A 22,915-nucleotide genomic window follows, 5' to 3' on the forward strand; every position below is an offset into this window, starting at 1 on the left:
CTTGCCGGAAATATCCCGGGGTGAGGCCGCGAGGCCAAGGGGCAGCGCCCCTCCAGCGCAATACTCTTGCAGCACAAAAAACATGCCGCTAATAGTATTACATCTACACATAAGAGGGTTAGATGCAGACCATATTCGCCCAGCACGCCCGCCTGCCCCAGGGATGGGCAGTGAACCTCCGGCTGACGATTGAGAGCGGCCGGATTTGCTCAATGGAATCCGGTGCCCAGCCGCAGCCAGGCGACGCGCGGGCAGACGTGCTGCTGCCGTCGCTGGGCAATCTGCATTCCCACAGCTTTCAGCGCGCGATGGCGGGAATGACCGAATACCGCGCAGCGGGCAAGGACAGCTTCTGGACCTGGCGCGAGTTGATGTACCGGTTCGTGGACCGCATCACCCCGGAGCAATACGAGGCTATCGCTGCGCTGGTTTTCATGGAGATGCTGGAAGCCGGCTATGCCTCGGCGGGCGAGTTCCACTATGTCCATCACCAGCCGGGCGGTGCGCATTTTGCATCACTGACCGAGCTTAGCGAGCGGGTGTTTGCCGCCGCCAGCCAGACCGGTATCGGTCTCACCCATCTGCCCGTGCTCTATACTTACGGCGGGGCGGGAAAACAGGCTCTGAATGGGGGCCAGCAGCGGTTTGGCAATTCGGTTGCGGAATTCTCTGAATTGGTCGCCCGGGCCCGCAAAATTGCTGCGCGGGATCTGCCGCAGGACGCCTGCGTCGGCATCGCACCGCACTCGCTGCGCGCCACCTGCCCCGAGGACCTGGCAGCAGTGCTGCAGATCCAGGACGGGCTGCCGGTGCATATCCATATCTCCGAGCAGCCAAAAGAAGTCGCCGACATCAGTGATTGGCTGGCTGCACGGCCTGTCGAATGGCTGCTGGACAACGCACCCGTCGATGGCAAATGGTGCTTGATCCATGCCACCCACATGACAAGCGCTGAGACCGGCGGCATGGCGCGTTCGGGAGCGGTCGCAGGGCTGTGTCCGATCACAGAAGCAAACCTGGGCGACGGCCCGTTCAACGGGAGAGAGTATCTGGCGAAGGATGGCGCGTTCGGGGTTGGTTCAGACTCTAACGTGCGGATTTCGATGCCCGAGGAGTTGCGCACGCTAGAGTATTCCCAACGTTTGCGCGACCTGGCCCGCAATGTGCTGGTGCCGGGAGCAGGCTCGGTTGGGGAAACGCTGTATTTGGGCGCAGCCAAAGGCGGCGCGCAAGCCTTGGGCCGGGATGGCGGCCGGATCGAGGAAGGCGCGCTGGCGGATCTAGTGGCCATCGACAGCAGCGTCCCGGCGCTCTGCGCGCTGAAGCCGGAGCAGATGCTGGACGGGCTGTGTTTTGCGGCAGGCGACGACACTGTGACGGATGTCTGGAGCGCCGGCCGCCATATTGTGCAACAGGGCCGCCATATCGCCCGCGACAGTGTCGTTGCGGGATACCGGACCGCGATCAGCGACCTGCTGAACAGTCTCTAAACAGGCAAAAACCGCAATTGGATAACCACGCCGCCATCGGAGATCCTTCCGCTAGCGGTGTTTTCCAGGACGATCCCTTCGCCCGGAGCAAAGTGGCCCTGGCCTGCAAGCTTCAGGCTGCCGGACACAACAAAGAACACTTGGCTGCCTGCAGCATCGGGCAGCGCGCCGTCTCTCAAAATTGCGGCGTCTGCCGTGACCCGCACTGGATCGTAGATCACATTACAGGCCTTGCAGGGTCCTTCGCGCAGACGGCAGTCCAAATCCAAGCCGCCATCAAAACACAGCGGTTTCAGCGGCCACGCTTGCAGCTGTGTTTCGCTATTTGACAGCGTGTGGCCTGCGCCCTCTACGATGCAATGGATGCGGGCAAGGCCCGGAAAGGCGGAAAACGGGCCGCTGCGTGAAATATCCGCCAGACTGAGACGCCAGATCATCTGGCCGTCTTCCTGATGCAAGGCCAATTCGCGTGTCACACCGCCGCCGTTCTTCCAGGGCACCGGCTGGGCAGTCAGAGCGGAGATGCGCATCGGCGGGTCCTTTGGGAAACTGAATAAGCGTAGACATAAATCCTGATCGCGCCTGCTTGCAAGCCATTCGCCAGCCCGGACAGTTTCCCCGCGGCCGCAATTTGATTGACCACCCCCCCGCCCCGGCGCTATGGCGGCGGCATGGAAAAGAAGAAACCCTCCCGCCAGCAAGTCTATACCCTGCTTGTCCAGATCGGACGCAAGGACGGCGACGGCCTGCCTGATGGCGCCACTGGCGCGGCGCTGATGATCTATGCCTCCGGCGTGGACGAGGCCGAGGCGGTGCGTGAAACCGTGGCGATTCTGAAACAGGCCGACACCGCGCCGCTGGATGTGACCGGATACGGCACCCTGGAGGAACGTGAGGCCGAAGGCCATGAGATCGGTGAGGAAGAACGCGCGCTGATGCAGCGGGCACTGGAGGAAAACGCCGTGATCGTTGCCCAGATGACCCCGTTCTTTGACGGCGAGGAGCCGGTTTTCCACTAACTCCGCAGGTCAGTTCTGGCTGCCGAACCATCTGCGGTAAAGGGCGTCATAGCTGCCGTCCTCCTGCATTGCCAGCAGCGCCTGATTAACCTCTTCCACCAGCGGCGAGCCGGCCGGGAACACCAGCCCGTAATTCTCGCGCAGGAACGGCTGGCCGATGGTGTATCCGAACTGGTACCCGCCCTGCTGAACATAATAGTTCAGCACCGGCGCATCAAAAACCAAGGCCTTCACCTCACCGGCTTCAAAGGCGGCCAGCATTTCATCCAGACCGCTAAAGGCGGAATAGTCGATCTCTCGCCGATCAAGGAACCCGGCTGCGGTCGACCCGCCGATTGTTGCAACGGATCTTCCATAAAGATCGTTCACCGAGTTCACCGAGCCGCTGATCGCCTCCACTGTCATCACAGCAGTGATCTTGGCGACAAAGACCGAGACGACGAACAGCGACGACACAACCAGCACCACACCGAACATCCGGCCTACCGGCGTACGCGGCACCCGTTCCTCAAATCCGCCGTTCACCACCAGGTTCAGCGCCCACCAGAAAGAAGGAAACCAGGCCTCTTTCAAGGGGCGGTCGAAATAGGGCTGGGCGCGGCGCTCGAAAACCCACATCAGCATGCCGCCGCCGAACAGCAGCAAAAAGGCAATGCCGATCGCCGCGGCCAGATCCCAGGACAGCAGCGCCCTGAACAGCGACGGCTGGCGGATTTCATCGGCCTGCACCATGATCTGCAGCCCGCTTTCAAAAATCGGATGGCTGAAGTCCATCGTGATTTCGCGTGATGCGGTGATGGAGATATTGGCGGCGGCCAGATCCGCCTCGCCGCTGCGCACCCCGTCCAGCATCTCTGCAAAGCTGCTCGTGCGGTTGACGCGGTACTCCCAATCCAGCCGTTCAGAGAGGACTTTGAGCAATTCCAGCGAGAAGCCCGTGTCACGCCCCTCTTCCACCATCGAAAACGGCGGACGGGTGACCGTGTTGACAGTCAGCACCTGCGCAGACAGCAATTGCCCCCAAATCAGGAACATGGCGGCGGTGGTCAGGCGGAGATACAGCACGGAAACGCTCGGGTCAGGCCTCTGGGACGGTTTCAATGTCCTTAGGCGGTTCCTTTTTTTCACGCAAGCGCCTTGGCAGCAAAGGCGGGATTCGATGCCGCGACTGTGTCAGGCCGTCCGCCGTTCAGCCAGTACTGCAGCGTCAAAGGCCCGCAGCACCGGGAATTTCGGCTGCCGGTGCTCGGGCAGGGCTGCGGCGCCCAGCGGTGCCAAAAGGCTGGCAGCCAGCCGCGGGGGATCGCGGCGCAGGCGGCCCAGGAACAGGCTCTCGGTCATGGCGCCGGCGGCCAGCAGCGGTTCATGATCCGGCAGCACCGCCTGACGGTAAGTGATCAGCGGAGTGGCTGACGCACCCCGCAATGCGGTGCCGGTCCCCAGCAAATTGCCGGCCGGCACCAGAACCGCAGGCTGCCCGAACAGATACTCCACCTCCGAACCGGACAGCACCAGCCGCTGAAACGGTGCTGCCTGAATGTCCCGAAGCAGCCCGAAGTAAGGCGCCCTGAGCCGCACCGGCGCAAAGGAGCCCAGCGCCGGCACTTGGCGTTCGATCACATGCAAGACCGGCACCGCCTCACCGCTGCTGGTCAGAACCAGATCGCCCCGCTGCAAACCATTCAGCGCACGGTAGCCTTCAGGTGTGGCAATCGGGGTGGAAGGCAGCAGCGCCGGGGCCGGACCGGCCGGCTCCATGCAGCTGGAGAACGCCACGTATTCTACTGCCGGCGCCACATAGCCCAACGGTCCGGTCAGCGCCTGCAGATCCCGCAGCCGCCAAGGTTTGGGTCTGGCCAGGGCAGCAATCTGCATCTGGCTGCCGTCCGGCTGTTCCAGCGTCAGCCGCCCTGTGCGGGCAGGTGCATCCCAGGCATAGAGCAGCCGCAGCCGGCCGGTGCGGCCCAGGCTGGTAGGATTCAGCGTCTGGTGCAGCACGGCACCGCTTTGCTCCAGCACAAAACTTAAGCCGCCGCCCGGCACCGCTTGCAATGCCAGCCGCAACGGCCAATCGCCGCATTGCGAATACAGCAGAAGCGGCTCTGGCCGTGCGCTTTCCGGCAGCTGGAATTCCAGCATGATTGTGCCGCGCACCAACAGGCCGTCGCTGTCAGATACCCCCGCTTTCAGCAGCACCTGCGGATCGCTCCAATTATGGCCGCTGCCAAAGACCGCAAACCAGCCCACCGGCGTCAGGCCGCCTGGATCGCGGCCAGCAGCCGCCCTTCATAGGCTTTAAGCGCAGGCCGCGCTGCGGCGCTGTAACCCGTGCCCGTTTCCGGATCAAGCTCGGGGAACAGCGCGCAGATCTCCTCTGCCACCGGCCGGTCGAACAGGTTGACGATCTGCGGACCGGGCAAAAAGCTCTCAGTAGCAAGACCTTCGGAGTAAATCACCTGGTGACGGTCGAACATCAGATGCACATAGGTGACTTCGCCGCCCGGACAGCGTGCCACACTGCGCCCATTGACCAGATCCTTGGCTGCCACCAGAACCTCTTCCTCGCCAAAAAACAACTCAGCATGGGCCCCGCGCACCAGCACCCGGTGCTGCGGAGAAACCATCAGTTCGCCATGCCGGCCAAACGTATCCGCGGCAATTCGGATCGGCGCAAAATCAGCTTCTGCCGCCACCGATCGCCCGCCGGTCCAGCACAGCACCTGCGCACCATCGTCGCGGGTCTCCACCAGATCGCCGGGCATCAGATCCTCCACCGGCACCTCGCCATAGGGGGTCCGGATCCGGGTGCCCGCCACGAAACAGGGGATCGAGCTGGCATTGACAAAGCCGGTATCGGAATTGACGCCATTGGTCACACCATAGGTAAAGTTGAAGTCCTCAACATCGCCGTCACCGATCAGGGTCAGCGTGCCATCCGCGTTCAGCTGCACCTCTTGCCCGGTGTTGAGCGTCACCACGGACCCGGCCGTCACCGCAGTACCGTTGAGATGAGTGATGGTCAGGCTGCCGCCGGAATTGTTCACGTCATTGGCCAGCACGTCGATGGTCTTGCTGCTGTCCGGTGCAACAAAAACCTTGTCGGTCATTGCCACCAGATCGGTCTGCACCGAATCTGCGGCGATCAGCAGGTTACTGTCGTAGCGGCTGTCGCTCACATCGGCGATGCCGATGCGGATGTCGTTCACTTCACCGGGGTTGACACGCATCGTCAGCGTCATGGTCAGGGTAAGCCCGTCCATCTCGGTGTTGAAATCATCGCCGGCGTTATCGAGATACAGATTCTCGTTGATAGAGGAACTGATGTTGCTGGGGTTGGCCTGGCCGTTGCCGATTTCCATCAACGCCTGCTCGCCATTGACCCAGACCGCCACCACGTCCTGATAGACTGAATTTTGGAATTCCGGAAATTCTTCGGAGGAAAAGACGAATTGCATCGTCATCACATCCGAATCGGGAATGAAGCTCACATCCAGATAGGAAGCATCATAGGTATTGGTGCCCGCTGCGGCATTGAAATCCGCGTTATTGCTTTCGCCGGACGTATTGGTCGAGGTTTGGGTGGACCGGTTGGGGTCGCTTCCATTCCGGGTGAAATGGCTGGCCCGCCCGGTCGACAGAATGACACCGGAATCGCTGGGTGTTGCGCCCGGTGCCAGGGCATCGCCGTTTGAATAGATCGCCGAGGACTGGCTCCACCCCGAATAGGAAGCGCCGACAACAGTGGCTCCATCGCCAAAAATTGTTTGCGCCATCTGCGTTGCAGAGGCGTTTGTCTGATAATTGAGTTCAGCGCCTGTTGCCATGATTTGCCCACCTCTTGCCTGTCAGAGGCCGGACAAACGAGAGACACAGGCCTGCACCTGCTGTCAATTACAGGCGCGCCGCGGCTGCGCACAGCTTGCTCCTGATTGGCCTTTGCGGCCCTTGTTGCTCGTTTGGTTGCCCTGCCTCGGGTCATTATTAACAAAGCCTTAACATAAAATTTTACGTGAGTCAGATTGGCCTGGGCGCATCTGCAAAACCGCAGCTTTTGCGCCACATTCCCTGCCGCAGCGGCGAATTGCACAGCGCCCCGATCCGCGCTAGGCCTGTGTGCACTCGTAATTCAGGAGCCCGCCCATGCCGCAAACCGATCCCGCCCGCCTGACTGCCGACCTGATCCGCTGTCCGTCGGTGACGCCCGAGGAAGGCGGCGCGCTGGTGCTGCTGGAGAAACTGCTGAGCGGCGCAGGTTTTGAGTGCGCCCGAACTGATCGCGGTGATGTTTCCAACCTGTTTGCCCGCTGGGGCGCCAAGGGCCACGCCAAAACCTTTGGTTTCAACGGTCACACCGATGTTGTTCCCTTGGGGGATGCCGCCGCCTGGACCATGCCGCCTTTTGGCGCAGAAGAGAAAGACGGTTTCATGTACGGCCGCGGCGCCACTGACATGAAGTCGGGGGTCGCTGCATTTGCCGCTGCCGCGATTGATTTTGTGCGGGATACACCGCCGGACGGTGCCATCATCCTGACCATCACCGGCGACGAGGAAGGCGACGCCGTGGACGGCACCACCGCGCTGCTGGATTACATGGACCGCGAAGGCGAGCAGATGTCGGTCTGCCTGGTGGGGGAACCCACCTGCCCCGATGAGATGGGCGAGATGATCAAGATCGGCCGCCGCGGCTCTCTCACTGCATGGTTCACAGTAACCGGCGTGCAGGGGCATTCGGCCTATCCGCACCGCGCCAACAACCCGCTGAACGCGATGGCGCGGCTGATGGACCACCTGGCCAGCCATGAGCTGGACAAGGGCACCGATCATTTTGATGCCTCGACGCTGGCGGTCGTTACCATCGACACCGGCAACCCGGCCACCAATGTGATCCCGGCACAGGCGGCCTCAACCGTCAACATCCGCTTCAACGATTCTCACAGCGGCGCCAGCCTGCGCGCTTGGCTGCAAGGCGAGGCTGACAAAGTGGCCGCCGAATTCGGTGTTGAAATCGGGATTAAGGTAAAAGTCTCCGGCGAAAGCTTCATCACCCCGCCGGGTGCGCTGTCAGATTTGGTTTCAGCGGCGGTGGAGGCGGAAACGGGCCGCAAACCTGACCTCTCGACTACTGGCGGCACGTCGGATGCGCGGTTTGTGAAAAACCACTGCCCAGTGGTAGAATTCGGCCTGGTCGGCAAAACCATGCATCAGGTGGATGAACGGGTGGAAGTCGCCCAGATCCACCAGCTGAAATCCATCTACACGCGCATTCTGCAGGATTTCTTCGCATGAGCCTGAGCATGGCTGTCACGGACGATCTTGAGACCTGCTTTGCTCTGCGCCACCAGGTGTTTGTGGTGGAGCAAGGGGTACCATTGGAAGAGGAACAGGACACGCTGGATGCCTCTGCCACCCACCTGCTGGCCGTTCAGGACGGTGATCCGGTGGGAACCGCACGGATTGTCTTCAAAGGCGACACCGCCAAAATCGGCCGGGTCTGCGTGCTGCAATCTACCCGCGGCAACGGGCTGGGCGCTAAGCTGATTGAAGCGGCGGTGGAAACCGCGCGGACCAAACCGGGCATATCCAAAGCCAAGCTGGGCGCGCAGCTCCATGCCATCGGGTTCTATGAAAAGCTCGGGTTCACCGCCTTTGGCCCGGTCTATGACGATGCCGGCATCGACCACCGGGACATGCTGCGCGATTTCACGTGAAACGGACCCTGATCATCATGGTCAAGGAGCCGCGCCCGGGCCGGGTCAAGACCCGGCTGGGCCGGGATATCGGCGTGATCCCGGCAACCTGGTGGTTCCGCCACCAATCCGCCCGGCTGATGCGGCGATTGCGCGATCCGCGCTGGCAGATTGTGCTGGCGGCAGCTCCCGGCATCGCGGTGAATTCAAAGGTCTGGCCCGCTGACCTGCACCGCCTGCCGCAAGGTAATGGCGACCTGGGCCAGCGGATGAAGCGGATGCTGCAATCTGTGCCTGGCCCTGTCTGCCTGATCGGCGCTGACATCCCCGGCATCACCCGCCCCATATCGCCCGCGCCTTTGCAGTCCTTGGTGATCACGACGCTGTCTTTGGCCCCGCGGAGGATGGCGGTTACTGGCTGGCGGGCGCCCAGCACCCGGCCCGCCTGCCCCACGGTCTGTTTCAAAACACCCGCTGGTCAACGGAACATGCGCTGGCTGATACGCTGCAGACCCTGCCCGGATACCGCATCGCCCTGACTGATACCCTGCGCGACGTCGACACCGCCGCCGATCTGCCCCGCCGCTAAGCTGCGCTTTTCACCATGACGCCGCCTCCGCGCCATGCTACGCGGGAGGTATGAGCCGTATTCCCTCCAAGGCCGAAATCCTCGACTGGATCTCCGCCAACCCGACCCATACCTCCAAGCGCGACATCGCCAAGGCCTTTGGCATCAAGGGCGCCGACCGCATCGACCTCAAGCGCATCCTGAAGGAGCTGGAGGGTGAGGGCCACTTGCAGAAGCGCAAGAAGACCTACCGCGACCCGGACCAGCTGCCGCCGGTGACCGTGCTGCAGGTAAAGGCGCCGGACGATAATGGCGACCTGTATGGTCGGCCGCTGGAATGGCACGGCGAAGGGGTGGAACCGGTTATTCTGATCCTCCCCGCGCCTCCGACCCGGCCCTGGGCGAAGGCGACAAAATCCTGGCCAAGCTGCAGCAGGTGCCGGATCAGGACCACAATTACGAGGCCCGGCTGATCCGCCGCATCGGCAGCAATCCGAAACGGGTGCTGGGCATTTTCCGCGCCGGTTCCGAAGGTGGACGGATTGTGCCGATCGACAAGGCCGCCTCCAGCGAATGGATGGTAGCCCCGGACGCCATCAACGGCGCCAAAGACGGCGAGCTGATCGAAGCCGAACAGGCAGGCCCCAAGGGCCGCATGGGCCTGCCGCGCGCGCGGATCGTGGAACGGCTGGGCGACCCGGCAGCACCAAAGGCGGTCTCGCTGATTGCCATTCATCAGCATGGTATCCCCGATCACTTCCCCGATCCGGTCATGGCCGAGGCCGATGCCGCCAAACCGATGGGCCTCAAGGGCCGCGAAGACCTGCGCGAGCTGCCGCTGGTTACCATCGACCCCGCAGATGCGCGCGATCATGACGACGCCTGCTTTGCCCATGCTGACGACGACCCGAAAAACCCGGGCGGCCATGTGATCTGGGTGGCGATTGCCGATGTGGCGGCCTATGTGCGCCCCGGCTCTGCGCTGGACCGCGAGGCGCGCAAACGCGGCAACTCCAGCTATTTCCCGGACCGGGTGGTGCCGATGCTGCCGGACCGGCTGTCGGGCGATCTGTGCAGCTTGCACGAAGGGGTGCCGCGCGCCTGTATCGCGGTGCGGATGCAGGTGGACGCCGATGGCAACAAGATCGGACACCGGTTTGTGCGCGGACTGATGCGCTCTGCCGCCTCGCTGCATTACGCCGAGGTGCAGGAGGCCATGGACGGCACTCCGAACGAAAAAACCACTCCGTTTGTGGAAGATGTGATCAAGCCGCTTTTTGCCGCATATCAGGCTCTAAAAAGAGCGCGTGCGGTGCGGGAACCCCTGGACTTGGACCTGCCGGAGCGCAAAATCATCCTGGATGACGCTGGTCAGGTCACCTCGGTTGCCTTCCGCGACCGGCTGGATGCGCACAAGCTGATTGAGGAGTTCATGATCCTCGCCAATGTCGCCGCGGCGGAGACGCTGATCAAAAAGCGCTCGCCGCTGCTGTTCCGGGTGCATGAGGAACCGGCGCAGGAAAAGCTGGAAGCACTGCGCGAAACCGCCCGCGCAGCAGGGTTGAACCTGGCCAAGGGCCAGGTGCTGCAAACCCGGCATCTGAATGCGCTGCTGAACCACGCGGCGGGAACCGATGAGGCGGAGCTGATCAACATCTCCACCCTGCGGTCGATGCAGCAGGCCTATTACAACCCGGAGAACTTTGGCCATTTCGGCCTGGCACTCAAAAACTACGCACATTTCACCTCGCCGATCCGCCGCTATGCGGACCTGATCGTGCACCGTTCGCTGGTCTCCTCGCATGGCTGGGGCGACGATGGGCTGGACGAAGCCCAGATTGAACGGCTCGAGGACACCGCCACCCATATCTCTGACACCGAACGGCGGTCGATGATTGCTGAACGGGACACCACCGACCGTTATCTGGCGTCCTACCTCAGTGAACGGGTGGGCAATGAATTCGAAGGGCGGATCAGCGGTATTGCCCGGTTCGGGGCCTTTGTGAAACTGGATGAGACCGGCGCCGACGGATTGGTCCCGGTGCGCTCGATCGGGCGGGAGTTTTTCCATTTCGACGCCCAGGCCGGCACGCTGATGGGGGCCGATACGGGCATGACCCTGGCCATCGGCCAACGGGTCACCGTGCGGCTGGTTCAGGCGGCACCGGTGACCGGCGGGCTGGAGCTGGAATTGCTGGCAATTGAAAACCTGGAACTGCCCAAGGGCGGCGGATCCCGCAAAGGCGGACGGCGCAGCCCGGCAGGCCGCACCGTCAGGCGCAAGGTAGCAAAGTCCAAGCACAAAGGCGCCAAAGTAAAACGCAAAGTTGAACGCAAGCGGCGGGAATAAGCAGCTGTCCCCGCGGGGACAGCCTGGTTTTCGATCAGGCCGGGATCTCTAACGGCGGCCGGATACGGTAGGTCAGCGCGCGCTTGATCAGCCACCCATGGCGAATGGGTTCGACCTCGGCGGGATCGTTGAACAGAACTGCTCGGGTGCCCTCGAACCGGTCCCAGGCCGGGAAGGCAGCGGCAAACTCCGGAATCAGCCGGCTTTGGCAATGTACAAACAGCGCAAAACGCGCACCCTTGGGCACCCCCAGCCGGAGGGTGGTGCCGGTTTTGCGCTCGGGGTGAGATAGGAAGGCTGGCCCCAGCGCAGGGCTTCCTCGATCCGCCCGGCCTCTGGCGATTGCGCCGCGGTGTCGAAGATCAATCCGCGCAGCGCCAGCAGGCCGGCGCGGGCCTGCGGGTCCAGCACATCAAAGGCGGCCTCAATTCCGGGACTGGCAAAGGGCGGGGTCATGGCAACGGCACCGTTTCAAACACGCGATCAACATAGGGCTGCAGGACCGTATCGTCGAGGATACGGCTGACCAGCGCGGTGCGGACAGGTGTTGTCCCCATCGCCTGCAACATGGAAGCGACGCTGAAATCGGCACTGGAGATCTGGGCGCCAAACAGGAAATTCTGCCCTTTCAGCAAACCGGCGAAGGCCCGCAGATCCTGGTCCAGACGCTGACTGCGTTCGGCGTCGCTGAACCGGGCAGTGCCCTGGAACATCAGCCCGTTATGGACCGACTTGCGGATTGAACTGGTCACCGGGCGGCGGATCAAGGCCGGGATCTCGTGAAAATAGCTGTCGCGGATCGTCGGCCAGACCGCATCATTGTCCCAGCGGTCGCGCACCACGTGGAAATAAAGCGTATCCTCGGCCATGCGGATCAGAAAATGCGCCTGGGCCCGGTCCCGTGTTCCGAGGGCAGCATCAAAATCCGTGCCCTGCTGCTCCAGCCAGGCACGGATTGCGCTGCTGTCCGGCACCAGCCCGCCTGGCGTGCGCAGCACGGGCAGCTTGCGGTGCGGCATCTTACGGGGATCGTTCAGGTCTTCACGGGTCCAGGTTTGGCCAGCATAGGCCAGCAGCAAGGCTGCCTTGACGCAAAACGGGCTGAGGCTGAAAACGGTGCCATTTCGGGGATAGGTAAGAAGGGTCAGCATTCCGGGCTCCTGTCATCTCGGGTTGCTGACAGCTTAAATCGGCATGGTGACAAAAACTGTCATCAGTCGTAGAGAGAATGGGTCATGTCCCGAACCCACCGCCTTTTTCAGCTGATGCAGGCCATGCGCCTTGGACCTGGACCGCATACTGCGGCACGGCTGGGCGACGAACTTGGGGTATCCGCCCGCAGCATCCACCGTGATATTGCCACCCTCCGCGAAATGGGCGCGGTGATTGATGGCGCCGCGGGCTATGGGTTTACCCTGATCGAGGACAACGCGCTGCCGCCGATGGGGTTTCGCGACACCGAACTAGAAGCGCTGGTGCTCGGTCTGCGCGAAGTTGAACAGATCGGCGATCCCGAGCTGGCCACCGCAGCCTCGGAAGCGTTGCGCAAGCTGCAGGCGCGGCTGCCGCCGCGGCAGGCCCACAGGCTGCGCCACGCGGTGCTGGCGCCCTACCGCTTCGACCGGCCCATTCCGCCCGCGATTTCGGCACAGGAGTTGCGTCAGGCCACCTGGGACGAGGTGGAGGTGCGCTTTGGCTATACTGACGGGCATGGCGCGGTGACCGAGCGGCAAGTGAAGCCGCTAAGTGTCGTATATTTCGACCGCTCGACCGTGCTGATTGCCTGGTGCTGCCTGCGCGAGGCGATACGCGTGTTCCGGCTGGACCGGATGCAGACCTTGCAAGTTACGGGGCAAAGCTTCCGCCCGCACCGGGTGCCGATGCTGCGGGACGCGCTGAAGCAGTTCCGCCAAGAGCACCGGCAGGCGGCCCGCCGCACATTCAATGACTGACCTCTTTACCCGGACGGCACCGCCGCTAGACTGGAGGGGAGCAGTGATAATGAGGTGCAACATGCGCAAATGGGTTGCAGCGTCCCTGGTAGCAGGCGGCGCCATGGCGGCAGAGGCCGCACCGGACAGTTCCCTGAGGCCCGCCCAGCGGCCAGGGCTTCTTGAACAAGAGGTACAGGGCGAAGCCATTCAATTGGCTGCAGCCACAGCCATGCGACCTGCGGCAAGGCCTGCGGCCGCCATCCAAAAGCCTGAGCTTGCCGCTGCTGACTTGAATTTCCAAGGCTGGATCAAAGCGTTCCGCAGCCGTGCCAAAGCGCAGGGCGTCAGCGCACCGGTGCTGGACACTGCCTTTGCCGGGGTCAGTTATGATGCTGAGGTGATCCGCCGCGACCGCAACCAGTCGGAATTCACCAAGACGATCTGGGACTATCTGGACAGCGCAGCCTCAGAGCTGCGGGTGAAAAACGGCAAGGCGGCACTGCAGGCACAGCGCGCCCGGCTGAATCAAATCGAAGCAACCTATGGCGTCGAAAAAGAGATCGTGGTGGCGGTCTGGGGATTGGAAAGCAGCTATGGCACGTTCCGCGGCAAGATGGATGTGATCCGTTCCTTGGCAACGCTGGCCTTTGACGGGCGGCGCGGGGCGTTTTTCGAGGGTCAGCTGGTGGCCGCGCTGAAGATCCTTCAGGCCGGTGATGTCGCCGCTCGCAAGATGACCGGCAGCTGGGCTGGTGCGATGGGACACACCCAGTTCATCCCGACATCGTACCTGGATTACGCAGTGGATTTCACCGGCGACGGCAAGCGCGATATCTGGTCGGACAATCCGGCTGATGCGCTGGCGTCGACCGCCGCGTACCTCAAAAAATTCGGCTGGGTGAAGGGCCAGCCTTGGGGCGTGGAAGTGTCCCTGCCCGAAGGGTTTGACTATACCCTGGCAGACCGGGAGATCGAAAAGCCGGCGTCAGACTGGGCTGCTCTTGGCATCAAGGGGCTGGACGGGCGCCCGGTTGCTGATCACGGTCCTTCTGCGATCCTGTTGCCTGCGGGCAGTGAGGGGGCGGCCTTTATGATCTTTGGGAATTTCGCCGTCCTGGAACGCTACAATACCGCCGATGCCTATGTGATCGGTGTCGGTCATCTGGCTGACCGGATCAAGGGCGGCGCGCCGATCCAGGGCAGCTGGCCGCGCAGCGACCGGGCGCTGACCCTGTCCGAGCGGGAAGAGATGCAGCAGCGGCTGACCCGTGCGGGTTTTGATACAGATGGCATTGATGGCAAGATCGGGCCAAAGACTATCGGCGCGGTGCGTGCCTATCAGGTCGCCAAAGGCCTGACACCGGACGGATATGCCTCGCCAAGGCTGCTGGAAAACTTGCGGTAGCAGGAGGGGGCCAGCCCCCTCTTGGCCTTACGGCCAATTCACTCCCGGGATATTTTCGCCAGATGAACAAGGGAAAGGCCCCGCTTGGCGGGGCCTTTGCTGGTTTGAAAGTCAGGCAACCAGATCAGCCGGGGGACATGCCGCGCAGGCGCTCGGAGCGGCGGCGCAGCATCTCCACCGCAGCCAGCAGCATGATGGAGATCGCAACCAGCAGCGTCGCCACAGCCAGAATGGTTGGCGAGATCTGCTCACGCAAGCCGATGAACATCTGCCAAGGCAATGTCTTCTGCCCGGCTGAACCAACAAAGAGCACCACCACCACTTCGTCGAAGGAGGTGATGAAGGCAAACAGGCCGCCCGAAATCACCCCGGGCAGGATCAGCGGCATCTGCACCCTGAAGAAGGTGGTCACCGGATCCGCACCCATGTTGGCCGCGGCGCGGGTCAGCGAGCGGTCAAAGCCCACCAGGGTTGCCGTCACCGTGATGATCACAAACGGAATGCCCAGTGCCGCGTGCGCCAGCACCACACCAATGTAGGTCCCCTGCAGGCCAATACGGCTGTAGAAGAAGTACATGCCGGCCGCGGAGATGATCAGCGGCACGATCATCGGCGAAATCAGGATCGCCATGATCGCCCGGCGGAACGGCACATGCGGCTGGCTGAGGCCGATGGCTGCCAACGTGCCGAAGGTCACCGAGACAATGGTCGCCATCGGCGCGATCTTCAGCGAGTTCCACATCGCCGACTGCCAGGAGTCATTGCTGAAGAAGTCGCGGTAGTGTTTCAGCGAGTATCCTTCGGGATCCAGCCGCAGCATTTCCGGCGTGAAGGTGAAGAAGTCCTGCGCATTAAAGCTGAGCGGGATGATCACCACGATCGGCGCGATCAGGAAAAAGAACACCAATCCGCAGATGACCCGGAAGGAATAGTACCAGGCACGCTGGCCGGTGGTTGCATAAGGAGGAAGTGCGCTCATGTCCGTTATCCCAGCTTCACGTTATCGATGCCGACGATCTTGTCGTAGACCCAGTAGAGGGCCAGAACCACCGCCAGAAGGATTGCGCCCAGTGCCGCGCCCAAACCCCAGTTGCCCGACGTCGAGATGTGGTAGGCGATCAGGTTCGAAATAAAGGTGCCTTTGGTGCCGCCGACCAGGGCCGGAGTGATGTAGTAGCCAACAGCCAGGATGAAGACGAGGATCGATCCGGCGCCGATGCCCGGCACGGTTTGCGGGAAGTAAACGCGCCAGAACGCAGTCCAGTCGGTTGCCCCGAGGGATTTGGCGGCGCGCAAGTAAGACGGGTTGATTGTTTGCATCACCGAATACATCGGCAGGATCATGAACGGCAGCAGGATATGGGTCATCGCAATGATGGTGCCCAGCTCGTTGTTGATAAGAACCAATCGGTTGGCATCATCCACCAGTCCGATCCAGACCAGCGTATCGTTGATCACCCCCTGCTGCTGCAGCAGGATTTTCCAGGCAGAGGTCCGTACCAGGAGCGATGTCCAGAACGGCAGCAAGACCAGAATCATCAGCAGGTTTGCCTGGCGTGTGGGCAGGTTCGCCAGGATCCAGGCAACCGGATAGCCCAGCATGATGCAGCTGAACGTGATGATCAGGGACATCCGCATGGTGCGGATCAGCATGGTGTTGTAGATCCGTTCGTTCTCCGGGCGGATCTCAGGGCCTTCAGCCCCCAAACGCATATCGACCGCGTTCAAAAAGTAACCTGAAGTGAAAGTGCCGGAGTAGGTCTTGATCGTCCGCCAAAGCTCAAGATCGCCCCAGCCGTCGTTCAGTTCTATAAGTTTTTCGCGGAAGGGGCCGTCGTTTGCGATATCCCATTTCTTGACCTTGCGGCCGGATTTGCGGAACACAGACGAGAGGCCCGGGTTTTCATAGTTCAGACGCTTGGCAACTTTGGTGTGGGTCTTCACGTTTGCCGCATCTTTAAGATCGGCGGCCAGAGCGGCAAATGCTGCCTCCTCCGGCAGTTGACCCGATGCAGGGTCCCAGTCTGCCAGAACTTCAACCGTGCGGGGCAGTGTATCCTCGACAATCCGGTTCTCTACCGACCGGAACAGCATGTCCGCCACCGGGAGGATGAATGTTATAAGGATGAACAGCAAGAGCGGCGCGATCAGCAGCAGTGCGCGCAGCTTCTGCATGCGCAGTGCACGCGCCAGGCTGCGCTTGAGCGGCCTGCCGTCGGCCGCCAGCACCGGGCCGGATTGGGTAATATCACTCATTGGGTTCCCCGTCGGGTCTTTATTTTTTTGGGCAGGGGGCCTGTTTCGTTCAGGCCCCCTGCAGTATCTCGGAAACGGTCAGATTACTTGGCCAGCCACGCCTGGAACTTGCCGTTCAGGTCATCGCGGTTGTCTGCCCACCATTCGTAGTCATAGACATGGACGTTACCTGCATTGGCCGGATCAGTCGGCATATGCGGGGCCATGTCGATACCCAGTTCAGCGTGCTTGCCAACCAGCGGCGCCGAGGAGGCACGGGCCGGACCATAGGAGATGTAGGCGGCCTGATCAGCCAGACGCTGGGTGTCGGTGGCGAACTTCAGGAAGTCCATCACGCGCGCCTTGCGGTCTGCAGGCAGTCCAGCCGGAACAACCCAGCCGTCCAGATCAAAGGACTGCATGTCCCAAAGCATGCCGATCGGCTGGTTCTGCTCCGCGATGGCCGAGAACAGGCGGCCGTTAAAGGTCGAGCCCATGACAACTTCGCCGTCGGCCAGCAGCTGCGGGGTTTCCGCACCAGCAGTCCACCAGACGACCTGGTCCTTGATGGTGTCGAGCTTGGCCAACGCACGCTCCACACCTTCGTCGGTGCCCAGAACGTCGTAGATCTCATCCTTGGCGACGCCATCGCAGTAAAGCGACCATTCCATGTTGTCGATCGGGCGCTTCTGCAGCGAGCGCTTGCCCGGGTACTTTTCGGTATCAAAGATCGCGCAGACAGTTTCCGGCTTGTCGATCAGGTCGGTGCGGTAGCCGAATGTGGTCGAATAGACGATCTGCGGCACAAAGCAGTCGCTGACAATCAGATCCCCGAAGTCTTCAGACGCCGAAGAGCCATCGGGTGCTGCTGCCAGATCTTCGTCGTGGTTGATTTCTTCGGCCAGGCCTTCGTCGCACAGGCGCATGGAGTCGGAGGCCACAGCGTCCACCAGGTCCCAGGTCACATTGCCGGCTTCGTTCATGGCGCGGATCTTTGCCACGGCCTCAGCCGAGCTTTCGTCCCAGATCACCTTAACCCCGGGGTTAGCGGCCAGATAGGGTTCCACATAGGCTTTCTGCTGGCTGGCCTGATAGGCGCCGCCCCAGGATACCAGTGTCAGCTCATTGGCCATTTCTTCGGCAAAGGCCGAAGGGGCGCAAAGGGCGGTGGTCACCGCCAGTGCAGACATTTTGCTGAGTTTCATAGAGAGTCTCTCCTTGTTGAATTCACAGATGTGAGTATCCCCCGGTCATTCGTCTGCCGGGGGTTTGCGCGCGCGGATCAGGCGTCCAGTGCGCGGCAGTCTTCCGGCAGCCAGCCGATTTCGATCTGCTGACCGGGCTGAAGACGGGTTTGGTCCGGGGCATTCCGGGTCTTGATGATGAACTCATCATTGCCGGCCACCCGCAGACGGGTGCGGAAGATGTCGCCCATATAGATGAACTCCAGCACTTCCGCCTTAAGCGTATGAACACCTTCCTGAAGGCGTTCCTTGTTGTATTCCACCCGTTCGGGGCGGATCGACACGCGGGTGCGCTCGCCAGGGCGGGACACATTGACCGGCTTGCAGTCAATCAGTTCGCCATCGTCCAGCTGCACCAGGGCAATACCGTTGTTGATTTCCTTGACGGTGCCTTCCAGCGTGTTGTTTTCACCAATGAACTGAGCAACAAAGCTGTTGTCCGGGCTTTCATACAACTGGTCCGGCGGCGCGATCTGCTGGATCCGGCCATCGTCGAACACGGCAACACGGTCGGACATTGTCAGCGCTTCGGTCTGGTCGTGGGTCACGTAGACCACGGTAATCCCCAGGCTGTGCGCCAGATGGGTGATTTCGAACTGCATTTTTTCGCGCAGCTGCTTATCAAGCGCGCCCAACGGCTCGTCCATCAGAACCAATTCCGGTTCAAACACCAGCGCGCGGGACAAGGCGACCCGCTGCTGCTGACCGCCCGAAAGCTGCGACGGGCGGCGGCCGCCAAAAGCACCCATTTCCACCATGTCCAGCGCACGCTTCACCTTGGCTTCGCGCTCGGACTTACCCATCTTGCGCACTTCCAGCGGAAACGAAAGGTTCTCCGCAATCGTCATGTGCGGAAACAGCGCATAGTTCTGGAACACCATGCCGATACCCCGCTTATGCGGCGGGATGTTGTTGATTGACGTTCCGCCCAGGCGAATGTCGCCATGGGTAGCGGTTTCAAATCCTGCCAGCATCATCAGGCAGGTTGTCTTGCCCGAACCGGACGGGCCAAGCATTGTCAGAAACTCGCCCTTGGGCATGGTGAGGTTGAGATCTTTGACAACGAGATTTTCGCCATCATAGCTCTTTTGGACGCGTTCGAATTCAACGAACGCATCGACGTTTGACGCATCAGCCAAAGCAGGCTCCCCGTAGTTTTGTCATTCTGGCAGATTTGCTCTGCACTTATTCGAAGTTAATCACACCGAAGCTATCAAGCGCTAGGTATGAAAAAAATATTCTTTCCATGGCGAGTGTACGAAATTCGTACTTCGGCCCCTCCCCAAGAGGAAATGAACATCCTTAGGGAACCCTAGTCCTGTTCCGGCATGCGGCATCGGACTTTTTGCGACGCAGCCCGGACATTTTGCGCCACATGCTGCAAAACACCAGCCTGAAAACGACCTTTTCAATTCCTCTACCGAAGAAACGGCCCGGCAACATTGTTGCCGGGCCTGGATGAGTCGCAGATGGAAACGGCACCATTGCGGTAGCCGGGAGGGGAATCAGGCGCTGTGCAGCAAGTCCTGCGCCTTCAGTTCCGCATAGCATTCATCAAGAGATTTGGAGGCGCGTTCGATCAGCACGTCGATTTCCGCGGGCGTGATCACAAGCGGCGGCGAAATGATCATCCGGTCCCCGACATGACGCATCACCAGGTTATTGGCAAAGCAGCGCTCGCGGCAGATATAGCCGACAGTGCCCGCCTCCGCAGCAAAACCCGCGCGGGTCGCCTTGTCCGGGGTCAGCGCGATGGAACCCATCATGCCGGCGATCCTGGCCTCTCCCACCAGCGGATGATCCGCCAGCGCTTCCCATTTTTGTTTGAGATACGGCGCGGCCACATCGCGCACATGGCCGAGGATGTTCTCCTCCTCCATGATGCGCAGATTTTCCAACGCGACAGCCGCCGCCACCGGATGGCCGGAATAGGTGTAGCCGTGGTTGAACTCATCCCCGGCAATCACCGAGGCAACTTCGTCGCTGACAATCGAGCCGCCGATCGGCGCGTAGCCGGAGCTAAGCCCCTTGGCGATGGTCATGATGTCAGGGCGGATGTTCAGGGTCTCGCTGCCGAACCAGTTGCCGGTGCGGCCGAAACCGCAGATGACTTCATCCGCAATCAGCAGGATCTCGTATTTGTCGCAGATGCGCTGGATTTCCGGCCAGTAGCTGTCGGGCGGCACAATCACTCCGCCTGCCCCCTGCACCGGCTCCGCAATAAAGGCGGCAACGCGGTCTTCACCCAATTCCAGGATCGCCTCTTCCAGCTCGCGTGCGCGCTGCAGGCCGAACTCCTCCTCTGGCATATCGCCGCCCTCAGCCCACCAATGCGGCTGGTTGATATGATGGATATCCGGGATCGGCATACCGCCCTGGGCATGCATACCACTCATCCCGCCCAAGGAACCGCTGCCGACCGAGGAGCCGTGGTAGCCATTCTTGCGGCTGATAATGACCGACTTCGCAGGCTTGCCCTTCAGCGCCCAATAATGACGCACCATGCGGATGTTGGTATCGTTGGCCTCGGAACCGGAACCGGCAAAGAACACATTGTTCAGGTCACCCGGCGCCAGTTCGGCGATCTTGGCGGCCAGCGCGATGGCCGGAACATGAGTGGTTTGAAAGAAGGTGTTGTAATACGGCAGTTCACGCATCTGACGGGCGGCCACCTCGGCCAGTTCATCCCGGCCATAACCGATGTTGACGCACCACAGGCCCGCCATCGCATCCAGGATCCGGTTCCCTTCGCTGTCGGTCAGATGCACGCCATCGGCGCGGGTGATGATGCGGGCGCCCTTCTGCGACAGTTCGCCATTGGCGGTGAACGGATGCATGTGATGGGCGGCGTCCAGCGCCTGCAGCTCGGCCGTCGGCATGTGGTTGGTGATAACGGTCATGGGACTCGCTCCTGAGAATGACTGATTGGCACCAGAATATGATCAAATTCCCAGGTGTCAATCGAATCAGTTTGCAGCCTGCAGCCCCTGAACCACATGCTCCATCCCCTCGTAGACGTCCCGCTCCATCGCCAATGCGGCCATTTCCGGGTCCTGCCGCCGCAGCGCCTCCAGTATGTCCTTGTGACGGTCCGGGAAGCTTTGGGTGCCGAGCCGCCCGCTGACCACCCGCAGCGAGGGGCCGAAGCGCAGCCACAGCCGGTCGGCAATGTCACTGAGAATGGGGGCATCCGCATGGGAATAAAGCGCCGTGTGAAAGCTGTAGTTTTGCACCAGGTACCCCGCCACATCGCCTGTCGATATGGCCTTGTCCAGCGCAGTATCAATGGCCACCAACTGCGCGATACTCGCTTCTGCAATCCGCAGCGTTGCCCGGCGGGCAAGTTCGCATTCTATTGTTTTTCTGGCAAAAATAAGCTCCTCAAGGTCACCGGGCCCCAACAAGGGCACCGATACGCGGCGGTTGCCCTGGAACACCAGCGCCCCGTCCGATATCAGCCGCCGGATTGCCTCCCGGACCGGTGTCATGCCGGCCCCCAGCGTCTCCACCAGCCCCTGGATTGTCACCGCTTGGCCGGGCACCAGTTCGCCGAATAGAATCTGCGACCTGAGTGTCTGATAGACGATCTCATGCGCGGGCGGTTTTGCAGGGCTTTCCTGGGCCGCAACGGGTGGTGAAGTGGTCTCGGTCACCTGGGGTTTTCCTCCTCGGTTTTGGCCAGCTTGCACCATCCGGAGCCAAGTGAAAACATAAAGAGTATTGCCGAACGCGACAAAACTTGATCAAATCCTTTCACAGCCGGACCCGGAAGCCGGCATGCACAGGGAGAAATTCATGACACTGAAAACGATGACCATGACTGCCGTCGTTGCCCTTGGCACGGCCGCCGCTGCTACTGCGGAAGAGGTGCGCGTCTACAATTGGTCGGACTATATTGACGAAAGCCTGCTGGAAAAATTCGAAGCCGAAACCGGCATTGACCTGATCTATGATGTCTTTGACAGCAACGAGGTTCTGGAAACCAAGATGCTGGCCGGCGGGTCGGGCTATGACGTTGTTGTGCCGACCGGATCGTTCATGGCGCGCCAGATCCAGGCCGGCGCTTTTCAGAAGCTGGACTCGTCGAAACTGGCCAATGCCGGCAACATGTGGGACGCGATCGAAGAACGCACCGCCCTTTATGATCCCGGCAATGAGTATTCCATCAACTATATGTGGGGCACCACCGGCATCGGCGTGAACATCGCCAAGGTCAAGGAAGCCCTGGGCGAAGATGCCCCGATCGACTCGCTGGAGCTGGTGTTCAACCCGGCCAACATGGAAAAGCTGGCCGGCTGCGGCGTGCATTTCCTGGACGCCCCGGATGAGATGATCCCGGCGGCGCTGAAATATATTGGTGAAGACCCCAACAGCATGGACGCCGATGTGGTGGCCAAGGCGGAACCGGTGCTGCAGGCGATCCGCCCTTATATCACCAAGTTCCACAGTTCTGAGTATATCAATGCACTGGCCAACGGCGATATCTGCGTCGCCTTCGGCTGGTCCGGCGACATTCTGCAGGCGCGCGACCGCGCGGCCGAGGCGGAAAACGGCGTCGAGATCGAGTTCAACGCCCCCAAGGAAGGCGCGCTGATGTGGTTCGACCAAATGGCAATTCCGGTCGACGCTCCGAACCCCGAAGGTGCCCATAAGTTCCTGAATTTCATCATGGATGCGCATAACATGGCGGCGGCGTCCAACTATGTCTATTACGCCAATGGCAACAAGGCGAGCCAGGAGTTCCTGGAACAGGATGTGATCGGCGATCCGGCAATCTATCCCGGCGCCGAGACCGTCAAGAACCTGTACATCAAGGAAGGCTACCCGCCGAAAGTGCAGCGCAAGGCCACCCGCATGTGGACCAAGGTCAAATCCGGCACCTGATCAGCCGGACCTGACCCGCGGGGCGCATCCGCCGCCCCGCATTTCCTGACGCGCCTGGATTCCCCCACGCGCGACCATCCGAGACATTCGCGCGACACT

General features: G+C 61.4%; 18 protein-coding genes and 3 pseudogenes. 9 read left to right on the top strand and 12 right to left on the bottom strand.

The genetic code is table 11. From position 1 onward, the window contains the following. Window positions 1–122 precede the first annotated feature (122 nt). Complete coding sequence (locus ETW23_RS19435; RefSeq protein ID WP_134830971.1) at window positions 123–1,490, top strand: formimidoylglutamate deiminase; 1,368 nt, start codon at window positions 123–125, stop codon at window positions 1,488–1,490. Here the strand turns inward: ETW23_RS19435 and ETW23_RS19440 are convergent. Then, entirely contained in the window at window positions 1,487–2,020 is a 534-nt protein-coding gene (locus ETW23_RS19440; protein WP_134830972.1) for a HutD family protein, read from the bottom strand. The two genes, ETW23_RS19435 and ETW23_RS19440, sit on opposite strands and share 4 nt — an antisense overlap. 141 nt (window positions 2,021–2,161) lie before the next feature. Between ETW23_RS19440 and ETW23_RS19445 the strand changes: the two genes are divergently transcribed. Further along, window positions 2,162–2,509 carry a hypothetical protein gene (locus ETW23_RS19445; RefSeq protein ID WP_205877425.1) on the top strand — a complete coding sequence of 116 codons (348 nt, stop codon included), beginning with the start codon at window positions 2,162–2,164 and terminating at the stop codon, window positions 2,507–2,509. A 9-nt stretch (window positions 2,510–2,518) separates the two neighbouring features. On the opposite strand, the gene ETW23_RS19450 is transcribed toward ETW23_RS19445, so the two are convergent. From ETW23_RS19450 to ETW23_RS19460, 3 genes are all read right to left on the bottom strand, one after another. Continuing rightward, the gene (locus tag ETW23_RS19450; protein WP_134831363.1) at window positions 2,519–3,544 is read right to left on the bottom strand and encodes a transporter substrate-binding domain-containing protein; all 1,026 of its coding nucleotides are present in this window, start codon (window positions 3,542–3,544) and stop codon (window positions 2,519–2,521) included. Between the two features lie 138 nt (window positions 3,545–3,682). Next, complete coding sequence (locus tag ETW23_RS19455; RefSeq protein WP_254695087.1) at window positions 3,683–4,756, bottom strand: Hint domain-containing protein; 1,074 nt, start codon at window positions 4,754–4,756, stop codon at window positions 3,683–3,685. 5 nt (window positions 4,757–4,761) lie between these two features. Beyond that, window positions 4,762–6,333, bottom strand: coding sequence for a Hint domain-containing protein (locus tag ETW23_RS19460; protein ID WP_134830973.1), 1,572 nt, complete (start codon window positions 6,331–6,333; stop codon window positions 4,762–4,764). A 316-nt stretch (window positions 6,334–6,649) separates the two neighbouring features. Between ETW23_RS19460 and dapE the strand changes: the two genes are divergently transcribed. The 4 genes and pseudogenes from dapE to rnr all read left to right on the top strand — a co-directional run bounded on the left by dapE (window position 6,650) and on the right by rnr (window position 11,114). Further along, window positions 6,650–7,795, top strand: a complete 1,146-nt coding sequence (gene dapE / locus ETW23_RS19465; RefSeq protein ID WP_134830974.1) for a succinyl-diaminopimelate desuccinylase — start codon at window positions 6,650–6,652, stop codon at window positions 7,793–7,795. Beyond that, window positions 7,792–8,217 carry a GNAT family N-acetyltransferase gene (locus ETW23_RS19470; RefSeq protein ID WP_134830975.1) on the top strand — a complete coding sequence of 142 codons (426 nt, stop codon included), beginning with the start codon at window positions 7,792–7,794 and terminating at the stop codon, window positions 8,215–8,217. The genes dapE and ETW23_RS19470 overlap by 4 nt, the downstream gene beginning before the upstream one ends. Next, window positions 8,214–8,785 (top strand): annotated as a pseudogene (locus tag ETW23_RS19475) (TIGR04282 family arsenosugar biosynthesis glycosyltransferase). The gene ETW23_RS19470 and the pseudogene ETW23_RS19475 overlap by 4 nt, the downstream one beginning before the upstream one ends. Window positions 8,786–8,835: 50 nt before the next feature. Beyond that, a pseudogene (gene rnr, locus ETW23_RS19480) lies at window positions 8,836–11,114 on the top strand (ribonuclease R). A 195-nt stretch (window positions 11,115–11,309) separates the two neighbouring features. Here the strand turns inward: rnr and ETW23_RS26900 are convergent. Together ETW23_RS26900 and ETW23_RS19490 are read right to left on the bottom strand one after the other, a co-directional pair. After that, the gene (locus tag ETW23_RS26900; protein WP_368075858.1) at window positions 11,310–11,570 is read right to left on the bottom strand and encodes a hypothetical protein; all 261 of its coding nucleotides are present in this window, start codon (window positions 11,568–11,570) and stop codon (window positions 11,310–11,312) included. Continuing rightward, entirely contained in the window at window positions 11,567–12,265 is a 699-nt protein-coding gene (locus ETW23_RS19490) for a glutathione S-transferase family protein (protein WP_134830976.1), read from the bottom strand. Before ETW23_RS19490 ends, ETW23_RS26900 begins: the two co-directional genes overlap by 4 nt. 84 nt (window positions 12,266–12,349) lie before the next feature. Between ETW23_RS19490 and ETW23_RS19495 the strand changes: the two genes are divergently transcribed. Together ETW23_RS19495 and ETW23_RS19500 are read left to right on the top strand one after the other, a co-directional pair. Next, window positions 12,350–13,066 carry a YafY family protein gene (locus ETW23_RS19495; RefSeq protein WP_134830977.1) on the top strand — a complete coding sequence of 239 codons (717 nt, stop codon included), beginning with the start codon at window positions 12,350–12,352 and terminating at the stop codon, window positions 13,064–13,066. A gap of 61 nt (window positions 13,067–13,127) precedes the next feature. Further along, window positions 13,128–14,453 (top strand): lytic murein transglycosylase, encoded by a 1,326-nt coding sequence (locus tag ETW23_RS19500; RefSeq protein ID WP_247676859.1) that lies wholly within the window; start codon window positions 13,128–13,130, stop codon window positions 14,451–14,453. A gap of 124 nt (window positions 14,454–14,577) precedes the next feature. Here the strand turns inward: ETW23_RS19500 and ETW23_RS19505 are convergent. From ETW23_RS19505 to ETW23_RS19530, 6 genes and pseudogenes are all read right to left on the bottom strand, one after another. Then, a pseudogene (locus tag ETW23_RS19505) lies at window positions 14,578–15,423 on the bottom strand (ABC transporter permease); the annotation flags it as partial. 14 nt (window positions 15,424–15,437) lie between these two features. Then, a complete protein-coding gene (locus tag ETW23_RS19510; RefSeq protein ID WP_129372746.1) occupies window positions 15,438–16,709 on the bottom strand; it encodes an ABC transporter permease in 1,272 nt (423 codons plus the stop codon). 83 nt (window positions 16,710–16,792) lie between these two features. Beyond that, window positions 16,793–17,893, bottom strand: a complete 1,101-nt coding sequence (locus ETW23_RS19515; protein WP_129372745.1) for an extracellular solute-binding protein — start codon at window positions 17,891–17,893, stop codon at window positions 16,793–16,795. 77 nt (window positions 17,894–17,970) lie between these two features. Next, window positions 17,971–19,071, bottom strand: coding sequence for an ABC transporter ATP-binding protein (locus ETW23_RS19520; protein WP_129372744.1), 1,101 nt, complete (start codon window positions 19,069–19,071; stop codon window positions 17,971–17,973). A 366-nt stretch (window positions 19,072–19,437) separates the two neighbouring features. Beyond that, window positions 19,438–20,832, bottom strand: coding sequence for an aspartate aminotransferase family protein (locus ETW23_RS19525; RefSeq protein ID WP_129372743.1), 1,395 nt, complete (start codon window positions 20,830–20,832; stop codon window positions 19,438–19,440). Between the two features lie 66 nt (window positions 20,833–20,898). Next, complete coding sequence (locus ETW23_RS19530; RefSeq protein WP_237455249.1) at window positions 20,899–21,585, bottom strand: GntR family transcriptional regulator; 687 nt, start codon at window positions 21,583–21,585, stop codon at window positions 20,899–20,901. A 142-nt stretch (window positions 21,586–21,727) separates the two neighbouring features. Between ETW23_RS19530 and ETW23_RS19535 the strand changes: the two genes are divergently transcribed. Next, window positions 21,728–22,816 carry a polyamine ABC transporter substrate-binding protein gene (locus ETW23_RS19535; protein WP_129372741.1) on the top strand — a complete coding sequence of 363 codons (1,089 nt, stop codon included), beginning with the start codon at window positions 21,728–21,730 and terminating at the stop codon, window positions 22,814–22,816. The last annotated feature ends 99 nt before the right edge of the window (window positions 22,817–22,915 follow it).

It is taken from the genome of Leisingera sp. NJS201, assembly GCF_004535885.1.
Classification (GTDB): Bacteria; Pseudomonadota; Alphaproteobacteria; order Rhodobacterales; family Rhodobacteraceae; genus Leisingera.